13 protein-coding genes are annotated in these 16837 nt (G+C 70.8%); 8 read left to right on the top strand and 5 right to left on the bottom strand.

Translation table 11 applies throughout. The features are described 5' to 3' along the window. The 4 genes from KME78_RS05780 to KME78_RS05765 all read left to right on the top strand — a co-directional run. On the top strand, positions 1-458 hold a 458-nt coding region (locus KME78_RS05780), incomplete at its 5' end, for a carbohydrate ABC transporter permease (protein ID WP_219527683.1). A 34-nt stretch (positions 459-492) separates the two neighbouring features. Then, positions 493-1764, top strand: a complete 1272-nt coding sequence (locus KME78_RS05775; RefSeq protein WP_219527682.1) for an ABC transporter substrate-binding protein — start codon at positions 493-495, stop codon at positions 1762-1764. A 61-nt stretch (positions 1765-1825) separates the two neighbouring features. Beyond that, the gene (locus KME78_RS05770; RefSeq protein ID WP_281428605.1) at positions 1826-3106 is read left to right on the top strand and encodes a Gfo/Idh/MocA family protein; all 1281 of its coding nucleotides are present in this window, start codon (positions 1826-1828) and stop codon (positions 3104-3106) included. A gap of 3 nt (positions 3107-3109) precedes the next feature. After that, the gene (locus KME78_RS05765; RefSeq protein WP_219527681.1) at positions 3110-4201 is read left to right on the top strand and encodes a dienelactone hydrolase family protein; all 1092 of its coding nucleotides are present in this window, start codon (positions 3110-3112) and stop codon (positions 4199-4201) included. On the opposite strand, the gene KME78_RS05760 is transcribed toward KME78_RS05765, so the two are convergent. Genes KME78_RS05760 through KME78_RS05745 form a run of 4 tightly spaced genes read right to left on the bottom strand, consistent with a single transcriptional unit; the run spans position 4198 to position 8904 of the window. Beyond that, positions 4198-6090, bottom strand: a complete 1893-nt coding sequence (locus tag KME78_RS05760) for a DUF6807 family protein (protein ID WP_246650403.1) — start codon at positions 6088-6090, stop codon at positions 4198-4200. The two genes, KME78_RS05765 and KME78_RS05760, sit on opposite strands and share 4 nt — an antisense overlap. A gap of 2 nt (positions 6091-6092) precedes the next feature. Next, on the bottom strand, positions 6093-7142 hold the full coding sequence (locus KME78_RS05755; RefSeq protein WP_219527679.1) for a mandelate racemase/muconate lactonizing enzyme family protein: 1050 nt from the start codon (positions 7140-7142) through the stop codon (positions 6093-6095). Beyond that, positions 7139-8017, bottom strand: a complete 879-nt coding sequence (locus tag KME78_RS05750; protein WP_219527678.1) for a 5-dehydro-4-deoxyglucarate dehydratase — start codon at positions 8015-8017, stop codon at positions 7139-7141. Before KME78_RS05750 ends, KME78_RS05755 begins: the two co-directional genes overlap by 4 nt. Then, entirely contained in the window at positions 8014-8904 is an 891-nt protein-coding gene (locus tag KME78_RS05745) for an NAD-dependent epimerase/dehydratase family protein (RefSeq protein WP_219527677.1), read from the bottom strand. The genes KME78_RS05750 and KME78_RS05745 overlap by 4 nt, the downstream gene beginning before the upstream one ends. A gap of 222 nt (positions 8905-9126) precedes the next feature. Here KME78_RS05745 and KME78_RS05740 point away from each other — a divergent pair, with 222 nt between their 5' ends. Both KME78_RS05740 and KME78_RS05735 read left to right on the top strand, forming a co-directional pair. Further along, a complete protein-coding gene (locus tag KME78_RS05740) occupies positions 9127-10098 on the top strand; it encodes a LacI family DNA-binding transcriptional regulator (RefSeq protein WP_219527676.1) in 972 nt (323 codons plus the stop codon). After that, positions 10095-11036, top strand: a complete 942-nt coding sequence (locus KME78_RS05735; protein WP_219527675.1) for an aldose epimerase family protein — start codon at positions 10095-10097, stop codon at positions 11034-11036. The genes KME78_RS05740 and KME78_RS05735 overlap by 4 nt, the downstream gene beginning before the upstream one ends. On the opposite strand, the gene KME78_RS67030 is transcribed toward KME78_RS05735, so the two are convergent. Further along, positions 11018-13486: a SpoIIE family protein phosphatase gene (locus KME78_RS67030; RefSeq protein ID WP_219527674.1), complete on the bottom strand. Its 2469-nt coding sequence runs from the start codon at positions 13484-13486 to the stop codon at positions 11018-11020. The two genes, KME78_RS05735 and KME78_RS67030, sit on opposite strands and share 19 nt — an antisense overlap. Before the next feature lie 146 nt (positions 13487-13632). Between KME78_RS67030 and KME78_RS05725 the strand changes: the two genes are divergently transcribed. Both KME78_RS05725 and KME78_RS05720 read left to right on the top strand, forming a co-directional pair. After that, positions 13633-14226 carry a response regulator gene (locus KME78_RS05725; RefSeq protein WP_308126818.1) on the top strand — a complete coding sequence of 198 codons (594 nt, stop codon included), beginning with the start codon at positions 13633-13635 and terminating at the stop codon, positions 14224-14226. 81 nt (positions 14227-14307) lie between these two features. Next, positions 14308-16815, top strand: coding sequence for an FtsK/SpoIIIE family DNA translocase (locus KME78_RS05720; RefSeq protein WP_219527672.1), 2508 nt, complete (start codon positions 14308-14310; stop codon positions 16813-16815). Positions 16816-16837: the final 22 nt, after the last annotated feature.

The raw sequence follows: 16837 nt of genomic DNA, 5'->3' as shown, positions 1-16837 counted from the left end.
AGTACATCGTGTTCTCCAAGCTCGACTGGATCAACACGATCTGGCCGTTGATCGTGCCGAAGTTCCTGGCCACCGACGCGTTCTTCATCTTCCTCATGGTGCAGTTCATCCGCACCCTGCCCCGGGAGCTGGACGAGGCGGCTTCCATCGACGGCGCGGGCTACTGGCGGGTCTTCCTCCAGGTGATCCTCCCGCTCTGCACCCCGGCCCTCGCCACGACCGGCATCTTCACCTTCATCTGGACCTGGAATGACTTCTTCAGTCAGAACCTTTACCTGACCAATTCCGACAATCTAACGGTGGCAGTAGCCCTCCGCTCCTTCCTAGACTCCAGTGGCGAGTCGTCGTGGGGCCCCATGTTCGCGATGTCGATCGTGTCATTGGGGCCGATCTTCGGCTTTTTTCTAGCCGGTCAGAAGTACCTGATCCGTGGTGTGGCGACCACCGGCCTGAAATAACACCCCCCGCAACGCTTGACCAGGAGGTAGAGCTGTGAAGCCCACGAAGGTGTGGACCGTTGCCCTGCTCGCGACGGCCGTGATGACGGCTGCCGCCGGATGTGGCGGCGGTGGCGGCAAGTCGGGCGATGACAAGGTCCATCTCCGCTTCTCCTACTGGGGCAGCGACTCCCGGCAGAAGCTCACCGAGCAGGTCATCAAGAAGTTCGAGGAGAAGAACCCGACCATCGACGTCGAAGGCGACTTCTCCAACTGGGAGAGCTACTACGAGAAGCTCGCCACCAAGGTGGCCGCCAACGACTCGCCCGACGTGATCAGCATCGAGATCCGCGGCCTGAGCGAGTACGCCGGCCGAAACGCCCTGGCCGACCTGTCCGGCAAGCTGCCCACGGCCGATCTCGACCAGCAGGTGCTCACCAGCGGCCAGATCGACGGCAAGCAGTACGCCATCCCGACCGGCGTCAACACCTTCTCGATGCTCGTCAACGCGACGGCGTTGGAGAAGGCCAAGCAGAAGCTGCCCGACGACAAGTCCTGGACCTGGGACGACTGGATGAACACGGCCAAGCAGGTCACCGCGGCCGGCGGCGGCATGGTCGGAGCCGAGTACAACTACAACCCCGCCTGGCTGCAGATCTTCGCGGCCCAGCGCGGCGAGAAGTTCTACGACGGCAACAAGATCGGGATCACCGCCGACACGCTGAAGGCGTGGTGGGCCATCCACCAGCAGCTCATCCAGACGAAGGGGTCCGCGGACGCCGCGAAGAGCGCCGAGCTGATCTCCCTGGGCCCTGAGCAGTCGCTGCTGGCCACCAACGCGGGCGCGATGGGCATGTGGTGGAGCAACCAGCTCAACGCCCTGTCCAAGGCGTCGGGTCAGGAGATGACCCTGCTGCGGATGCCCAAGGCCGCGGGCGCGACCACCACCGGCATGTTCCTGCAGCCGTCGATGTTCTACACGGCCTCCGCCAAGTCCGATCACGCCGCGGAAGCCGCCAAGTTCATCGACTTCATGGTCAACGACCCGGACGCGGCCGCGATCTTGCTGAGCGACCGCGGCCTGCCGACCAACGCCAAGGTGCTGGCCGCCGTCAAGGGCAAGCTGCCGCCCGTCGACCAGAAGACGCTGACCTTCATCGGCGACGTCAAGAGCGAGCTGAGCCCGATCACCGCCCCGCCGAAGGGCGCGCTCCAGATGGAGGACATCCTCAAGCGCAACAGCGAGGAGGTCGTCTTCGGCAAGACGTCGCCGGACGCCGGCGCGCAGAAGTTCCTGACCGAGGCCAACGCCGCTCTGGCCGGCTGAGGTCTGATCCCGGCTGGGGGTCCCGACCCCCAGCCGCCACTCCACGACTCGGGGAGAGAAGTTGAGCACCAGGTACGCCTTCGTCGGCCTCGGCCATCGCGCGCAGATGTACGTCGACGCCCTGCTGGGCGACTGGCGAGACACCGGGACGATCGCCGGCCTCTGCGACACCAACCAGACGCGCATGAACTACTACGTCGAGCGCATCGGCCACCAGGTGCCGTGCTTCGGCCCCGACGAGTTCGGCAAGCTGCTGGAGCTGGCCGACGCCGTCGTGGTCACCACCATGGACGCGACGCACGCCCGCTACGTCGTCGCCGCGCTCGACGCCGGGCTCGACGTCATCGTGGAGAAGCCCCTCACCATCGACGCAGAAGGCTGCGAGGCCATCGCCGCCGCCGCCGAGCGCAACCCGGGCAAACTGGTAGTGACCTTCAACTACCGCTACTCCCCCCGGAACTCGGCGGTCAAGAAGCTCATCAGCGAAGGCGCGATCGGCGAGGTCACCTCGGTCCACTTCGACTGGGCGCTCGACACCATCCACGGCGCCGACTACTTCCGCCGCTGGCACCGCGACAAGGTCAACTCGGGCGGGCTGCTCGTCCACAAGTCCACCCACCACTTCGACCTGGTCAACTGGTGGCTCGCGGCCGCGCCCGAGCTCGTCTTCGCCCAGACCGACCTGCGCTTCTACGGCCAGGCCCTGCCCAGGGGCCCGCGCCCCGCCCGCGGCCAGGGCGCGCCCGGCCTGGGCACCGACCCGTTCATCTTCGACATCTCCACCGATGAGCGGCTCAAGCGCCTCTACCTGGACGCCGAGCACGAGGACGGCTACATCCGCGACCAGGACGTCTTCGGGCCGGGCGTGACGATCGACGACAACATGTCGGTCCTGGTCCGCTATGCCAACCGGGCCATGCTCACCTACTCCCTCACCGCGCACGCCCCGTACGAGGGCTACCGCGTCGTCTTCAACGGCACCGAGGGCCGGATCGAGCTGGACGTCAACGAGCGGCCCTGGACCCCGGAGCACGCCGCGATCGACCCCAGCGCCGCGGGCAAGGAGCACATGGCCGGCGCCGGGGAGAAGCTCGTCCTGCACCAGCACTGGAAGGAGCCGGAGGAGATCGTCATCGAGCAGGGAGAGGGCGGCCACGGCGGCGGCGACCGGCTGCTGCTGGACGACGTCTTCCGCGGCCCCGGCGACGACCCGCTCGGGCGCCCGGCCGGCTACCGCGACGGCATCCGCAGCGTGCTGGTCGGCGTGGCCGCCACCCGCTCGGCCACCACCGGCACCCCTGTCCGCCTCGCCGCCGACGGCACCCGCCTCGTAGGGGGTTGACCGGTGCGTGAGCTGCGCCATCTCGGGGCGTTCTCCGGGCTGGTCGAGCTCGCGGAGGGCCGGCGCGGACTGTTTCCCGACGCCGCGCCGGGCCTCGCGCTCAGGACGGCCGCCCGCGAGGCCATCGGGACGCTCGACCTGTCGGTAGGAGACGTCCGGGTCGAGCGCTCGTGGACGACGCGGGACCTCAGCGGTGAGGAGCTCTCCTGGTCGGTGGGCTTCGGCCCGCGTACCCACGCCTACCTGCTGAAGCCCCGCGACGCGGCGGGCAGGCTGCCGGGCGTGCTCGCGCTGCACTGCCACGCGGGCATGAAGTGGGCGGGCAAGGAGAAGCTCGCGGATGGCCCCGAGCCGCCCACGCCCGAGGTGCGGCGGCTGCGCGAGCAGATCTATGGCGGTCGCGCCTACGCGGGCGAGCTCGCCAGGCGTGGCTTCGCCGTGCTCGTCCATGACGTGATCGGCTGGGGCAGCCGCCGGTTCGACCGGGCGGACATGCCCGAGCGGGTGCTCGCCCAGGCAGATGATCCAGATATGTCCGAGGCGGATCGCTATGACGTCGCGGCCGGGCACCACGAGCACGTCCTGGAGAAGTACTGCACGCTGCTCGGCACGTCGCTGGCCGGCGTGGTGGCGGGCGAGGACCTCGCCGCCGCGGCCTATCTGCGGTCGCGCCCCGATATCGGGCAGGTCGGGTGCGTGGGGTTGTCAGGGGGCGGGCTGCGCGCCGCGCTGCTCGGCGCGTTCGACCCCGGCGTCGCCGCGGTCGCCGTCGCCGCGATGGTCTCCAGCTACCGCGAACTCCTGGACGGCTACGTCGCCGGGCACACCTGGATGTTCTTCCCGCCCGGCCTGTCGCGCGTCTGCGACTGGCCGGCGCTGGTCGCCGCCCGCGCGCCCGAGCCGCTCCTGGTCCTGTACGGCGAGCGGGACCAGCTGTTCCCGCTGGCCGGGATGCGCGCGGCGCACGAGGCCATCGGCCGCCACCACCCGGACGGCGGTTACGAGGGCGTCTTCTTCGACGCCCCGCACGCCTTCGACGTCCCCATGCAGGAGCACGCCTTCACCTGGCTGGCCACCCACCTGCACAGAAGCTAGCCGTCCGCCTCCAGCGCCAGCTCGGCCGCCTCGGAGGCGGACAGACGCCCGTCGGCCACCACCACCGACACCTGCCGGAGCAGCTCGTCCTCGAAGACCAGCGGCGTGTCCCAGGCCAGCGCGGTGCCCACACCGGGATATTGCGCCACCCGGACAAACCACGGATCGTCCCCCGACCGGGCGAACACCAGCGTCCAGTCCTCGCCCGCCAGCGCCAGCCACGGCGCCCGCGAACCGTGGACCAGCTCCTCGCCCTCGGCCGCCTCGGTGAACACCCGCAACCCCCGCGAGGCCGCCGGCGCCCGCCAGAAGAACCCGCCGTAGCCCGCCCCGGCCCGGCCCTTGGTCGCCGAGCTCTGGATCGTCAGCGGCGCGCCCGTGAGATTGCGCAGCGTGAAGCCGAAGTCCAGCGCCCAGCCCCGCGACAGCGGGACGGCCCGCACGGACCGCTCCTCACGCACCACCGGGTCCTCGCCGGGCCGCTGCCACAGCAGGGTCTCCGCGAAGCCCGAGGAGTCGCGCCCGGTGAAGGACACGTGCCGCTGCGTCCCGTGGTCGTCCAGCCACTGCGGCCCCTGGTCCCTGACGAACGTGCGCCCGCCCCAGAAGTTGCGCCCGCCGACGTCCGTGACGGCTACCCCGGCGCCGAGATGGTGCGGATGGTCCGCGGGCTGTACCTCGGTCACCACCGTGCCGCCCAGTGTGCGCACCGGGTGGAGGTAGGGCCGCGGAGCCGCGGTGATCGGCAGGTCGGGCCGTGTGACGTACTCGGCCACCACCCGGTCCGCCACCATGATCGGAACGGCCCAGCTCACGCCCAGCTCGGAGAAGAGCTCCAGCCGGTCCGCGCAGGTCTCGACCAGCTGGGCGATGCCGGGCAGCGCCGGTCCTTCGCCGGAAAGGTCCTGGTGGTCCGTGGCGATCGGCAGCGGGTCGGGCGCGACCCTGATGGCCTCCAGGACCTCCATGAACGCGCCGGTCCGGTGGATCGGCACGATCAGCGGGGCTCCGGAGCGTACGTGCTCGACGAGGTTCTCCAGCAGGTCGGCGCGGGGGAAGCGGCGCACGGGGCCGTCGCCGACGCGGACCTCGTCCACCGTGTACGTGAACGTGATCTTGCCGCGCTCGCCGTGGACGACCACGTACGGCTCGTCGCGGCCGGTGGCGCAGAGCGTCACGGCGGCCACGATCGGCGGCCCGTCCGCCAGGTGGATCCGGATGGCCGAGGTGTCGTCCGACTCGATGGCGTTGGCGTGGAACAGCTCCGCCTCGACCGAGGTGACCGCGCCGCGTTCCTCGGCGCCCGCCACGGCGAGGGCGGTGGCGACGGCGTGCGCGAACGGGTTGGTGAGCGCGCCGTCCACGATGTCCACGCCGTCGAGCCGGCGCCGGCCCGACCAGGAGCTGCGGGTGAAGTAGGAGGCGGGCCGCGGCCACGCCCCCGCCACCCCGATGCCGGTCACGCGCCCGATCGTGTCCTCGGCGATCAGCCGGCGCACCTCCGGCAGGGCCGCGGACGCGAGGCTCTGGAAGCCCACCTGGCAGGCCAGACCGGCCTCGGCGGCGGCCCGCTCCATCCGCTCGAAGTCGGCGAGCGTGGCCGCCGTCGGCTTCTCCACCAGCACGTGCGCGCCCGCCGCCAGCGCCGCCAGCGCCAGGTCGGCGTGCGTCGGGATCGGGGTGGCCAGGATCGCGATCCGCGCCCCGGTCCGCTTGATCAGCTCGGGCAGGTCGGCGGAGAACTCCGGCGTGCCGAGCCCTTCGAGGTCTTCGGGGGAGACCGGCCGCACGTCGCAGATGCCGGCCAGCTCGACCTGGCCGGCCAGGCGGCGCAGCCGGTTCAGGTAGTGGGAGCCGAATCCGTGCGCTCCGGCGAGTACGACCCGCATGCTCATCTCCAGTGGAGGCCGAGCCCCCGGTGCTCTCCGACGCGCACTTTCGCGTCGCTCACGTGGACGGGGTACGGCTCGGCCAGCAGCCCCAGCGCGGCGAACGAGGCGTCCTCGACCTCCTCGGCCATGCACGGCAGCGGCAGGGCCAGCGCGAGCTGCGCCGACAGGTCGGGCAGCAGGTGCGGGTAGACCGGCACGTCGAAGGCCCGCGCCAGCTCGGTGATGCGCAGGAACGGGGTGATGCCGCCCACCCTGACCACGTTGGGCTGCACGATGTCGCAGGCCCCCGCCGTCAGCAGGTCACGGAAGCCGTAGACGGTGTAGACGTTCTCGCCGACCGCGATGGGCACGTCCACGGACCGCCTCAGCTCCACGTGCGCGGCGACGTCGTCGGCGGGCAGCGGCTCCTCCAGCCAGTGCAGGTCGTACGGGGCCAGTGCCTCGACCGCGCGGCGGGCCCGGTGCAGGTCCCAGCGCTGGTTGGCGTCGATCATCAGCAGCGTGCCGGGGCCGACGACCTCGCGGACCGCGGCCACCCGCTCGACGTCCTCGGCGAGGTCGGGCCGGCCCACCTTCATCTTGATCCCGGGATAGCCCGCGGCCTTCCACCGCCCGGCCTGGGCGACCAGCTCCTCCAGCGAGTAGTGCAGGTTCACGCCGCTGCCGTACACCGGCACCGTGTCCCGGCGCCGGCCCAGCACGTCGGCCAGGCCGCGCTCGCCGCAGCGCAGATCCCACAGCGCCAGGTCCACGCTGGCCAGCGCGACCGTGGTGATGCCGCCGGGGCCCGCCTCGCGCAGGTGCCGCCAGAGCCGGTCCCACACGACTTCGGGGTGCGGGTCCAGGCCGATGACGGCCTCGCGGATGTCGTGCTCCAGCAGCGCCTGTACGGCCCGCGCGCCGATCTGCGGCGTCCAGGAGAACCCGGTGCCCGTCCGGCCGTCGGCCAGCGTGATCTCCACGACCATGACGTGGTTGGCGGGCACGTCGGGACCCCACGGCCTGGGCAGCCGGGCGGTGTGAGCGCTCACTTTCAGGTCGCGGATCATGAGCTTGCCGCCAGCGACCGTCCGTGTTCGATCAGGGCCTTCAGTTCGGCCACGTGCTCCGGCGAGGCGTCGACCAGCGGCGGGCGCACCGGGCCCGCGTCCAGGCCGCCGAGGCGTACCCCGGCCTTGACCAGGGAGACGGCGTAGCCGGGGACCTTGGAGCGGAGCCGGACGAGCGGCTCGTAGAACTCGGTGAGCAGGTGGTCGGCGCCGTTCATGAACGCGGTGGCGATCTCCGGCGCGAAGGCGAAGACGGCGGAGGAGTAGAGCTCCACGCCGATCCCGCGGTAGGCGCCCATCGTCAGCTCGGCCGTCGGCAGCCCGTTGAAGAACCGGAAGTCGTCGCCGATCTCCCTGCGCACGGCCAGCACGGTACGCTGGATGAGGTCGATGTCGCCCAGGCCGTCCTTGAGGCCGATCACGCCCGGGATCCTGGCCAGCGCCACGACCTGCTCGGGCGTCGGTGCCACCGCGCCGCGCTGGTAGATGATGACCGGAAGGATCGCCGCGACCGCGCGTACGTAGGCGGCGAACCCCTCGACGGTGCCCGTGGCCAGGTAGGGGGGCATGAGCAGGAGGCCGTCGGCGCCCGCGTCGCGGGCCGCGCGGGCCTGGCTGAGCGCGGAGCCGAGCGGGCCGCCGGCGCCCGCGAACACCGGCACCTGGCCGGCCGTGGTCTCGACGGCCACCCGGACGGCCGCGGCGTGCTCCGACTCCGACAGTGCGGGGAACTCGCCCGTGCCGCAGGCCGCGAACACCGCGCCGGGCCGGTGTTCGAGCCCGCGCCTGATGTGCTCGGCCAGCACCTCCTCGGCCAGCCCGTGGGCGGGGTCGAAGGGGGTGACGGGGAAGAAGAGGACTCCGCTGAGATTCATCCGGTCTCCAGTTCGGTGCGCCAGGAGCGCTTGGGGGTCCAGCCCAGCATCCGCCCGGCCTTGGCGGAGGTGAAGGCGGGAGCGGTCCCGGTCAGGTTCGCGGCCGCGGCGGTGGTCGAGGGGATGACGGCGGGCAGCACCTCCGCCAGTGGCTCGCGGGCCAGCGCGTCGGCCGCCCCCGCGAAGAACACCTCGCCGTTGGGCAGGTCGGGCAGGCGGTCGAGAAGCACGGCGATCAGGTCGGAGGCGTCCCGGGCGTCGAGGTAGTTGAACAGCGACACCCCGGCGATGTCCGGCCGGTCCAGCCGTTCGGCGATCGTGTGGCCCGACTGGGTCGGAGCGCCGGCCCAGTCTTCCGGAGCCACCACGAAGCACGGCCGCACCGCCGCGAACCGCGTCTCCGACCCGCCGCGGGCGAACGCCGCCATCGTCTGCTCGGCCACGAGCTTGGACAGGCTGTAGGCGTTCGACGGCGCGACGGGGTGCTCTTCGTCGATGGGCAGGTAGCTGGGTGCCCAGCCGCCGGGCGAGCCGTAGCCGATGACGGTGGGGCTGCTGGCCACCACCACCTTGCCGACGCCGGTGTTGCTGGCGGCCTGGCACACGTTGAAGGCGAGCTGGGTGTTGGTGCGGAAGGTCAGCCCGTCGGTACGGCTGAACGGGGTCGCGATCGCGGCCAGGTGGATCACCGCGTCGGGCCGGAAGCGGGCCATGACGTCATACGCCTCGCCCAGGTTCGTCAGGTCGGCGGGCAGGGTGACCGCGGCCTCGGCGGGAGTGCCCGGGACGGCGTCGATGCCGATCACCTCATGACCGGCCTGGGCCAAGGAGACGACCACGCTGCGCCCCAGCCGACCGGCGCTGCCGGTCACCAGTGTTCGTGTCATCGGTCGTTCACCACTCCTGCGTTGGATACGGCAACCGGTTGCAGAAAGTATCGAGGCGAGGCCGGGAGAACGTCAAGCGGCCGGGCCCTGTAACGGCCAGGCGGTCTGCCCATATGAAGAGATATGGTGGGGATTTAGCGGAAAAATCAGGCGGCGATGGCTGATTGACAGCGATACAAACGATTGCACTAAAGTACTAAGCACGGTCGGAGGAGGCCAAGCGTGGCGGTGACGATTCGTGACGTGGCTGAGGCGTCGGGCGTGCATGTGTCCACGGTGTCCCGGGCGTTCTCCGCGCCCCACCTGGTCAATCCCGAGACGCGCACCCGCGTGCTCGCCATCGCCGAGGATCTCGGCTACCGGCCCAACCGCGCCGCGCGGGCGCTGACCACGGGCCGCACCCACAATATCGGCCTCATCGTGGCCGACATCGCCAACCCCTTCTTCCCGCCGCTGATCAAGGCGGCCCAGGCGCAGGCCAGGCTCCGCGACTACCACGTGTTCGTGGCCGACACAGACGAGGACCCGCAGGTGGAGGAGGATCTGATCCAGACCCTCACCAAGCAGGTCGACGGCGTGCTGCTGTGCAGCCCGCGCCTGACGAACCGGACGATAGAGCGCCTGCGCGAGGAGGTGCCCTTCGTCGTGGTCAACCGCCGGGCCAAGGGCCTGCCGACCGTGCTCATGGACGTGGGCCGGGGCGCCAGGCTGGCCGTCGAGCACCTCACCGCGCTCGGGCACCGCCGCATCGCCCTGGTCACCGGGCCCAGCGGGTCGTGGACCAGCAAGGAGATGCAGGAGGCGGCGGCCACCATGAGCGACGTGGACGTCGTCTTCCTCGGCCCCAACCCGCCGACGGAGCTGGGCGGCCTGGCGGCGGCCACCGACGTGATCGCCTCCGGCGCGACGGGCGTGCTGGCCTACAACGACCTGGTCGCCATCGGCCTCATCGAGGGACTCGCCGAGCGCGGCAAGAACGTCCCCGGCGACGTCAGCGTGATCGGCGTGGACGACATCGTGCCGGGCCGGTTGAGCCGCCCGAAGCTGACGACGATCGCCATGCCCACCGCCGCAGCCGGCCGGATCGCCGTCGACCTGCTTCTCCAGTCGGTGGACTCGGCGGCAACCGCCGCCGCCACGATGCTGGAGACCGCCCTGATCGTCCGCGAGTCCACGGGAAAGGCACACAGATGATCTTCGGAACGCTGCCGTCTGGTGAACAGGTCGAGCGTGTCGAGCTGTCCTCGGGACGGCTGCGCGCGAGCGTGCTCAGTTACGGCGCCATCCTGCAGTCGCTGGAGGTGTCGGGCGTCAATGTGGTGCTCGGGCTGACCACGCTGGAGGATTACCTGACCCGCAGCCGCTACTTCGGCGCCGTCGTCGGCAGATATGGCAACCGCATCGCCGGCGGCCGCTTCACCCTCGACGGAGCCGAACACCGCCTGCCGCTCAACAACGGGCCCAACAGCCTGCACGGCGGCGACCACGGCTTCGACCGCAAGGTGTGGACGATCTCCGAGGCCACCGGCTCCTCCGTGACGCTCACGGTGGTCAGCCCTGACGGCGACCAGGGCTACCCGGGCACGCTGACCGCCTCGATCACCTACACGCTCGAAGACGACGCCATCCGCCTCGACTACACGGCCGAGACCGACGCGCCGACCGTCGTCAACCTCACCAACCACTCCTATTTCAACCTCGCGGGCGGCGGCGACGTGCTCGGGCACGTGATCCAGATGGACGCCGAGCACTACCTGCCCGTCGACGAGCACAAGATCCCCACCGGCGAGCCGGCGCCGGTCAAGGGCACGGAGTTCGACTTCACCACGCCGCACGCGGTGGGCGAGCGCTACGACGGCGGCTATGACCACTGCTACGTGCTCGACGGCGGCATCCGGGTGACCGAGCCGGTCGGCGGCCTGACCATGGAGGTCACGACCACCGAGCCGGGCGTCCAGTTCTACGCGGGTGGCATGCTCGACGGCGTCGCCACGCCGTACGGGCCGCACGCGGGTCTCTGCCTGGAGACGCAGCACTTCCCCGACTCGCCCAACCAGCCGCGGTTCCCCTCCACCGTGGTCAGGCCGGGCGAGACCCGCACCTCCTCCACCACCTACCGGTTCACCACCTGACCGGCCCGCAGCGCGGTCGTGGCCCGGAGCACCAGCAGCGCCACGTCGTCGTGTGACGGCTCGGAGGCGAACGACTCGACCGCCTGCCTGATCCGCTCGGCCACGGCGTGCGCGCTCAGCCCCGAGCAGCCCGACAGGATCGCGGTCAGCCCGTCGTCGTCATCGAGCAGCCGGTCGCCGTCGCGCCGCTCGGTGACGCCGTCGGTGACGCACAGGAGCAGCTCCTCGGGCAGCAGCTCGAACGATTCGGTGTAGAACCGCGCGCCGCCGTCGACGCCCAGCAGCAACTGCGAGGTGGCCACGGGCACGACCTCGCCGTTCGCGCGCAGCAGCAGGGGCACGGGATGGCCCGCGGAGGCCAGGGTGCACAGCGCGCCGCCCTGGGGCAGCGGCGTCAGCTGGCCGCAGAGCAGGCTGAGGAAGCGGCCGTCCTCGCCCTCGTCGAGCAGCGTCCGGTTGAGCCGGTCGAGGATGTCGGCCACCGTGTAGTGCTCCTTGGCCAGCAGCCGTACGGCGTGGCGGGCCAGCCCGGTCACGGCGGCGGCCTCCGGGCCGCTGCCGCACACGTCGCCGAGGGCGAAGCACCAGTGGTCACCGACGGCGAACAGGTCGTAGAAGTCGCCGCCGACGTCCGCGCCCTCTTCCGCGGGCTCGTAGACGACCGCGGACTCCAGCCCCGGCATCGGCGCGACCCGCATGGGCAGCAGGCTGCGCTGCAGCACCCGCGAGGTGGTCGCCTGCCGCGAGTAGAGCATGGCCGTGTGGAGGTTGAGCGCCACCAGGCGGCACAGGTCGGCGAGCAGGTCGGCCAGCTCCAGCGGCAGGGTCGGCTCGATGCGCCCGATCACCAGCGCGCCGTGCGAGCGGCCCTGGGTCATCAGCGGGAACGACAGCACGCTCTCCGGCCCGACCGGCCAGGTCACCTCGCCCAGCGTCGAACGCGGGATGACGGGCAGGGCCTTGCGCAGGTCGGCGTTGTGGTGCTCCTCGCTGTGCCACACGTGCGCGAGCCTGGTCATGCCCGCCAGGTCGGTCAGGTAGACCGCGGCCCAGGTGGCGATCTTGGGCACCACCAGCTGGGCCGTCAGGGCCGCGATCAGCTCCTCGTCGTGCACGCCCGCGAGCAGCTCGCCGGCCTCCGCGAGGAACGACAGCCGGCCCCGGTGAGCCCGGTCCTGCTCGGCCAGCCGCTCGCGCTGCACGGTCGCCGCGACCTGGTCCGCGATGTGCTGCAGGCTCGCGGTGAGCGCCTGGTCGAAGCGGGCGGGCTCGGCGGCCGTCACCACCAGGTAGCCCGTCACCTCGCCCGCCACGATGAGCGGCGCGCACGCCAGCGACCGGGCCTGGAGCCGCTGGGCCAGCTCGACGTCGGCGGCCAGCAGGTCCTCGACCATCGCGGGGGCCTTCTGCTCCGTGCTGAACACACCGGCGGCCACCACGCCCACCAGCCCCGCCGTCGCCCCCGAGCCCGCCACGACGCCGAACCGGCTGCCGCCCTCGGCCCGCACCAGGACGTAGGCGGCGTCGCCTCCGCTGGACAGCTGGACGATCTGCGCGATGGTGTCGAGCAGCTCGTCGAGCGGCATCTCGCGGTCGAGCAGGTCCTTGATCCGCCCGCCCGGCTCCCGCTTGAACGAGGCCGGCGGGGCGGCCAGGACGTACCGGTGGTCGTTGGACACCACCATCCAGATCGACCGGCGGTCCTGCGCGCGGCCGTCGGTGCGCAGATGGGAGATGTAGACCGGGAGCAGGCCGCCGTCGAGGCGCCGCATCCTGGACTCGCCGCGCCAGCGGCCGAGACCGAGCGTGTCCGACAGGGACAGCGCGCACGGGCCGTGCCTGCGCCAGGCCACCAGCTCCGCCAGCGGCCGGCCGACGACCTGGGCGGCGGGCCAGCCGAGCAGCGCCTCGGCCTCGCAGTTCCAGGTGACGATCCGGCCCTCGTGGTCGCTCACGACGACCGCGACGTGCAGGCTCTCGGTGGACGTCGCGATCGCGGCGGGCGCCGGAGCGGGGATCCTGGAGGCGCTCTCGTGCCCGCACGCCTTGTCCAGCTCCATGCGGAACCAGACCCGCTTGGCGGTGCCCGTGTACGTGACGCCCCAGGCGTCGGCGAGCATGCCCGCCAGCACGAGGCCACGCCCCGTGGTGGCCATGCCGCCGGGGGGTGGCGAGCCGGGGGCCGGCACGATCCGGGTCGGGTGGTGGTCGTCGACCTCGATCTCCAGCTTGGTCGGGATGGCGTTCGGGTCCAGCCGGCAGGTCAGCTCCAGCCCCGTGCCCGCATGGACGACGGCGTTGGTGACGAGTTCGCTGGTCAGCAGTACGGCGTCTTCGGCCAGATGGCTCAGTTGCCATTCGCCCAGCACCTGGCGGACGAAGCGCCGGGCGGCCGCGGGGGCCTGGGGGGTGCCGTCGAAGGCCGTGCTCGACACGCGGGTCGTGTCCACTGTGCGTCCTAGAACATCACTCGATGTGGCAGTTCGGTCACTCTCAGAGTGGCAGACTATGGGGCTCCATTACCCCCAGTTGCGAAGAAGGCCGCCATGGTCGCGCGGGAGGGTGCTGAATGAATCGCCAGGTAAAGATCCTTTTGGTGGATGACAAGGACGAGAGCCTGGTCGCGCTGGAGGCGGTCTTACGCCCGCTCCAGCAGCAACTGTTCAAGGCCAGGTCGGGGCAGGAGGCCATGAAGCTGATGCTCCGTCACGACTTCGCCGTGGTGCTGCTGGACGTGCTCATGCCCGGCATGGACGGCTTCGAGACGGCGACCCACATCAAGCGGTTCGACCAGGCGCGTGACGTGCCCATCATCTTCCTGACCAGCACCGAGCCCGGATCCGACGTCGCCTTCCGCGGCTACGCCGTGGGCGCGGTCGACTACATCGCCAAGCCGTTCGATCCGTGGGTGGTGCGGTCCAAGGTCGCGGTCTTCATCGAGCTGTTCCGCAAGAACGCGATGCTGCGGGAGCGGACGGCCCTGCTGAGTGATCTCCTGCCGAACGACGCGGCGCTGTCGAGGAACGCGCAGGCGCTGTCCGGCTTCGCCGACCGCCTCGGCGCCGTCGAGGCGCGACTCGACCAACTGGCGGACTCCTGCTCCGACGACGAGGGCCTGAGAGGCACCGTCCAGGATCTGGTCGACCTGGTGGCGCACATGCAGGCGGCCTTCGACTCGGTTCGGCTGTGACACGCCTGGGGTAGGAGAGCTTTCGCGCACCTCGGCGAGCCTGAGTGCGTCGCGCGGTGTCTCCGTCGTACCTTTGGCATCATGGCCACCCGTACGCCGAAAAGCGCATCCAAGGGGCCGGCGAAGCGGTCGGCCTCCGCCCGCTCGACCCCCACCAAGCGCGGATCCAGCTCGACCGGGCGGCCGAGGGCGAAGGGGGCCACGTCGGCGCGCAAGCCGAACTTGACCCACCCGGACCCGATCAGCTGGGTCTTCACGATGATCGGCAAACTGATCGTCGGACTCTGGATGCTGCTCGCCAACGGCATCGGCAGCACGGCGCGGGCACTCGGCAAGAACGCGCGCGACCTCGATCCCGCCCACCGGCGCGACGGGGTGGGCCTGTCCGTGCTCGCCGGCGCCATCGTGATGGCGGCGATGACCTGGCGCCGAGCCGACGGCGCCGTCTCCGGTGTGGTCAACGTCACCGTGCACAGCGTGTTCGGGTCGCTGGCGTGGGCGATCCCGCTGATGCTCGGCCTGCTCGCCTGGCGCTACCTGCGCCACCCCGACCAGAACGCCGACACCGGGCGCATGGTGATCGGGTGGAGCGCGCTGCTCGTCGGCGTGCTCGGCGTCATCCACGTGGCCAACGACACGCCCTACCCGGCGGGCACCGCCAACGACGGCATGGACCGGGTGTCGCAGGCGGGCGGCATCATCGGGTTCATCGTGTCGGCGCCGCCGATGAGCATCCTGCCGGCCTGGATCACGATCCCGCTGCTGCTGATCATGTCGGGCTTCGGCGTGCTGGTCATCACGGCCACGCCCGTCCACCGCATCCCGGAGCGGCTGTCCGAGCTCAAGCACCTGCTGTTCGAACGGCACGCGCCCGCCGAGCAGGCGGCGGCGCCCGTCAGGAAGCGGCCCCGGGCCAAGAAGGGCGAGGTGGACGACAAGGGCGACCTCGTCAAGCCGTTCGACACGCCGGTGCTCTCCGAGCAGGACAAGCGCTCCGACCACTCGCCCGAGATCGTGCCGGGGCTGGTGGACGAGGAGGAGCCGTCGGCGCCGGTCAGGAAGCCCGAGCCGCCGGAGCCCACCCCCGCGCCCCGCAAGGTCGAGCAGCTGGTGCTGTCGCCGCAGGCCGGGCCGTACAGCCTGCCTGATCTGCAGTTCCTCAAGCCGGGCAGCGCGCCCAAGCCGCAGACCAAGGCCAACACCATCGTCGTCAACGCGCTGACCAGCGTGCTGGAGCAGTTCATCATCGACGCGCAGGTGATCGGGTTCACCCGCGGCCCGACCGTGACCCGCTACGAGATCGAGCTGGGGCCCGCGGTCAAGGTGGAGAAGGTCACGGCGCTCACCAAGAACATCGCTTATGCCGTTAAATCGGCAGATGTCAGGATCTTGTCGCCGATTCCGGGGAAGTCGGCGATCGGGGTGGAGATCCCGAACGCGGACAAGGACCTCGTCTCCCTGGGTGACGTGCTCAACTCCAAGGTGGCCCAGGGCGACCACCACCCGATGATCGTGGGACTGGGCAAGGACGTCGAGGGGCGCACGATCGTGGCGAACCTCGCCAAGATGCCCCACCTGCTCATCGCGGGCGCCACCGGCGCCGGTAAGTCGGTCTGCGTCAACGGCCTGATCACCTCCATCCTGATGCGCGCCACACCAGACGAGGTACGCATGGTGCTCGTCGACCCCAAGCGGGTGGAGCTGTCGGTCTACGAGGGCATCCCCCACCTGATCACGCCCATCATCACCAACCCGAAGAAGGCCGCCGAGGCCCTCGAATGGGTGGTGGGGGAGATGGACCGGCGCTACGACGACCTGGCCGCCAGCGGGTTCCGGCACGTCGACGAGTTCAACAAGGCCGTACGGGCCGGCAAGCTGCAGCCGCCGCCGGGCAGCGAGCGGGTCTACCAGCCCTACCCGTACCTGCTGGTGATCGTCGACGAGCTGGCCGACCTGATGATGGTCGCCCCGCGTGACGTCGAGGACTCCATCGTGCGCATCACGCAGCTCGCCCGCGCGGCCGGCATCCACCTGGTCATCGCCACGCAGCGGCCGTCCGTCGACGTGGTCACCGGCCTGATCAAGGCGAACGTGCCCTCGCGGCTGGCGTTCGCCGTGTCGAGCCTCACCGACTCGCGGGTCATCCTCGACCAGCCCGGCGCCGACAAGCTCATCGGCCAGGGTGACGCGCTGTTCCTGCCGATGGGCGCCAGCAAGCCCATCCGCATCCAGAACGCGTTCGTGTCGGAGAAGGAGATCGCCGAGATCGTCACGCACTGCAAGACGCAGATGCAGGCCGAATACCGCGACGACGTCGCGGCGGCGCCGGCCAAGCGGGAGATCGACGGTGACATCGGTGACGATCTCGACCTGCTCGTCCAGGCGGCCGAGCTGATCGTGACGACGCAGTTCGGCTCGACCTCGATGCTGCAGCGCAAGCTCCGCGTCGGCTTCGCCAAGGCGGGCCGGCTCATGGACCTGCTGGAGAGCCGCGACGTGGTCGGCCCCAGCGAGGGTTCGAAGGCCCGCGAAGTGATGGTGAAGCCCGACGAGCTCCCTGGTTTGCTCGCCGACTTGCGTGGCGAATGACCCCAATGCAGGTTCGCCCGAC

It is taken from the genome of Nonomuraea guangzhouensis, assembly GCF_019396345.1.
In the GTDB taxonomy this organism is placed as follows: Bacteria; Actinomycetota; Actinomycetes; order Streptosporangiales; family Streptosporangiaceae; genus Nonomuraea; species Nonomuraea guangzhouensis.
This window is presented reverse-complemented; position numbering and strand designations above follow the sequence as displayed.

Bases quoted from the DNA above. Each gene is read 5' to 3' on its own strand.
- KME78_RS05720 (WP_219527672.1), top strand. From the start codon at position 14,308: ATGGCCACCCGTACGCCGAAAAGCGCATCCAAGGGGCCGGCGAAGCGG.
- KME78_RS05760 (WP_246650403.1), bottom strand. From the start codon at position 6,090: ATGCGGGTCGTACTCGCCGGAGCGCACGGATTCGGCTCCCACTACCTG.
- KME78_RS05745 (WP_219527677.1), bottom strand. From the start codon at position 8,904: ATGACACGAACACTGGTGACCGGCAGCGCCGGTCGGCTGGGGCGCAGC.
- KME78_RS05750 (WP_219527678.1), bottom strand. From the start codon at position 8,017: ATGAATCTCAGCGGAGTCCTCTTCTTCCCCGTCACCCCCTTCGACCCC.
- KME78_RS05755 (WP_219527679.1), bottom strand. From the start codon at position 7,142: ATGATCCGCGACCTGAAAGTGAGCGCTCACACCGCCCGGCTGCCCAGG.
- KME78_RS05735 (WP_219527675.1), top strand. From the start codon at position 10,095: ATGATCTTCGGAACGCTGCCGTCTGGTGAACAGGTCGAGCGTGTCGAG.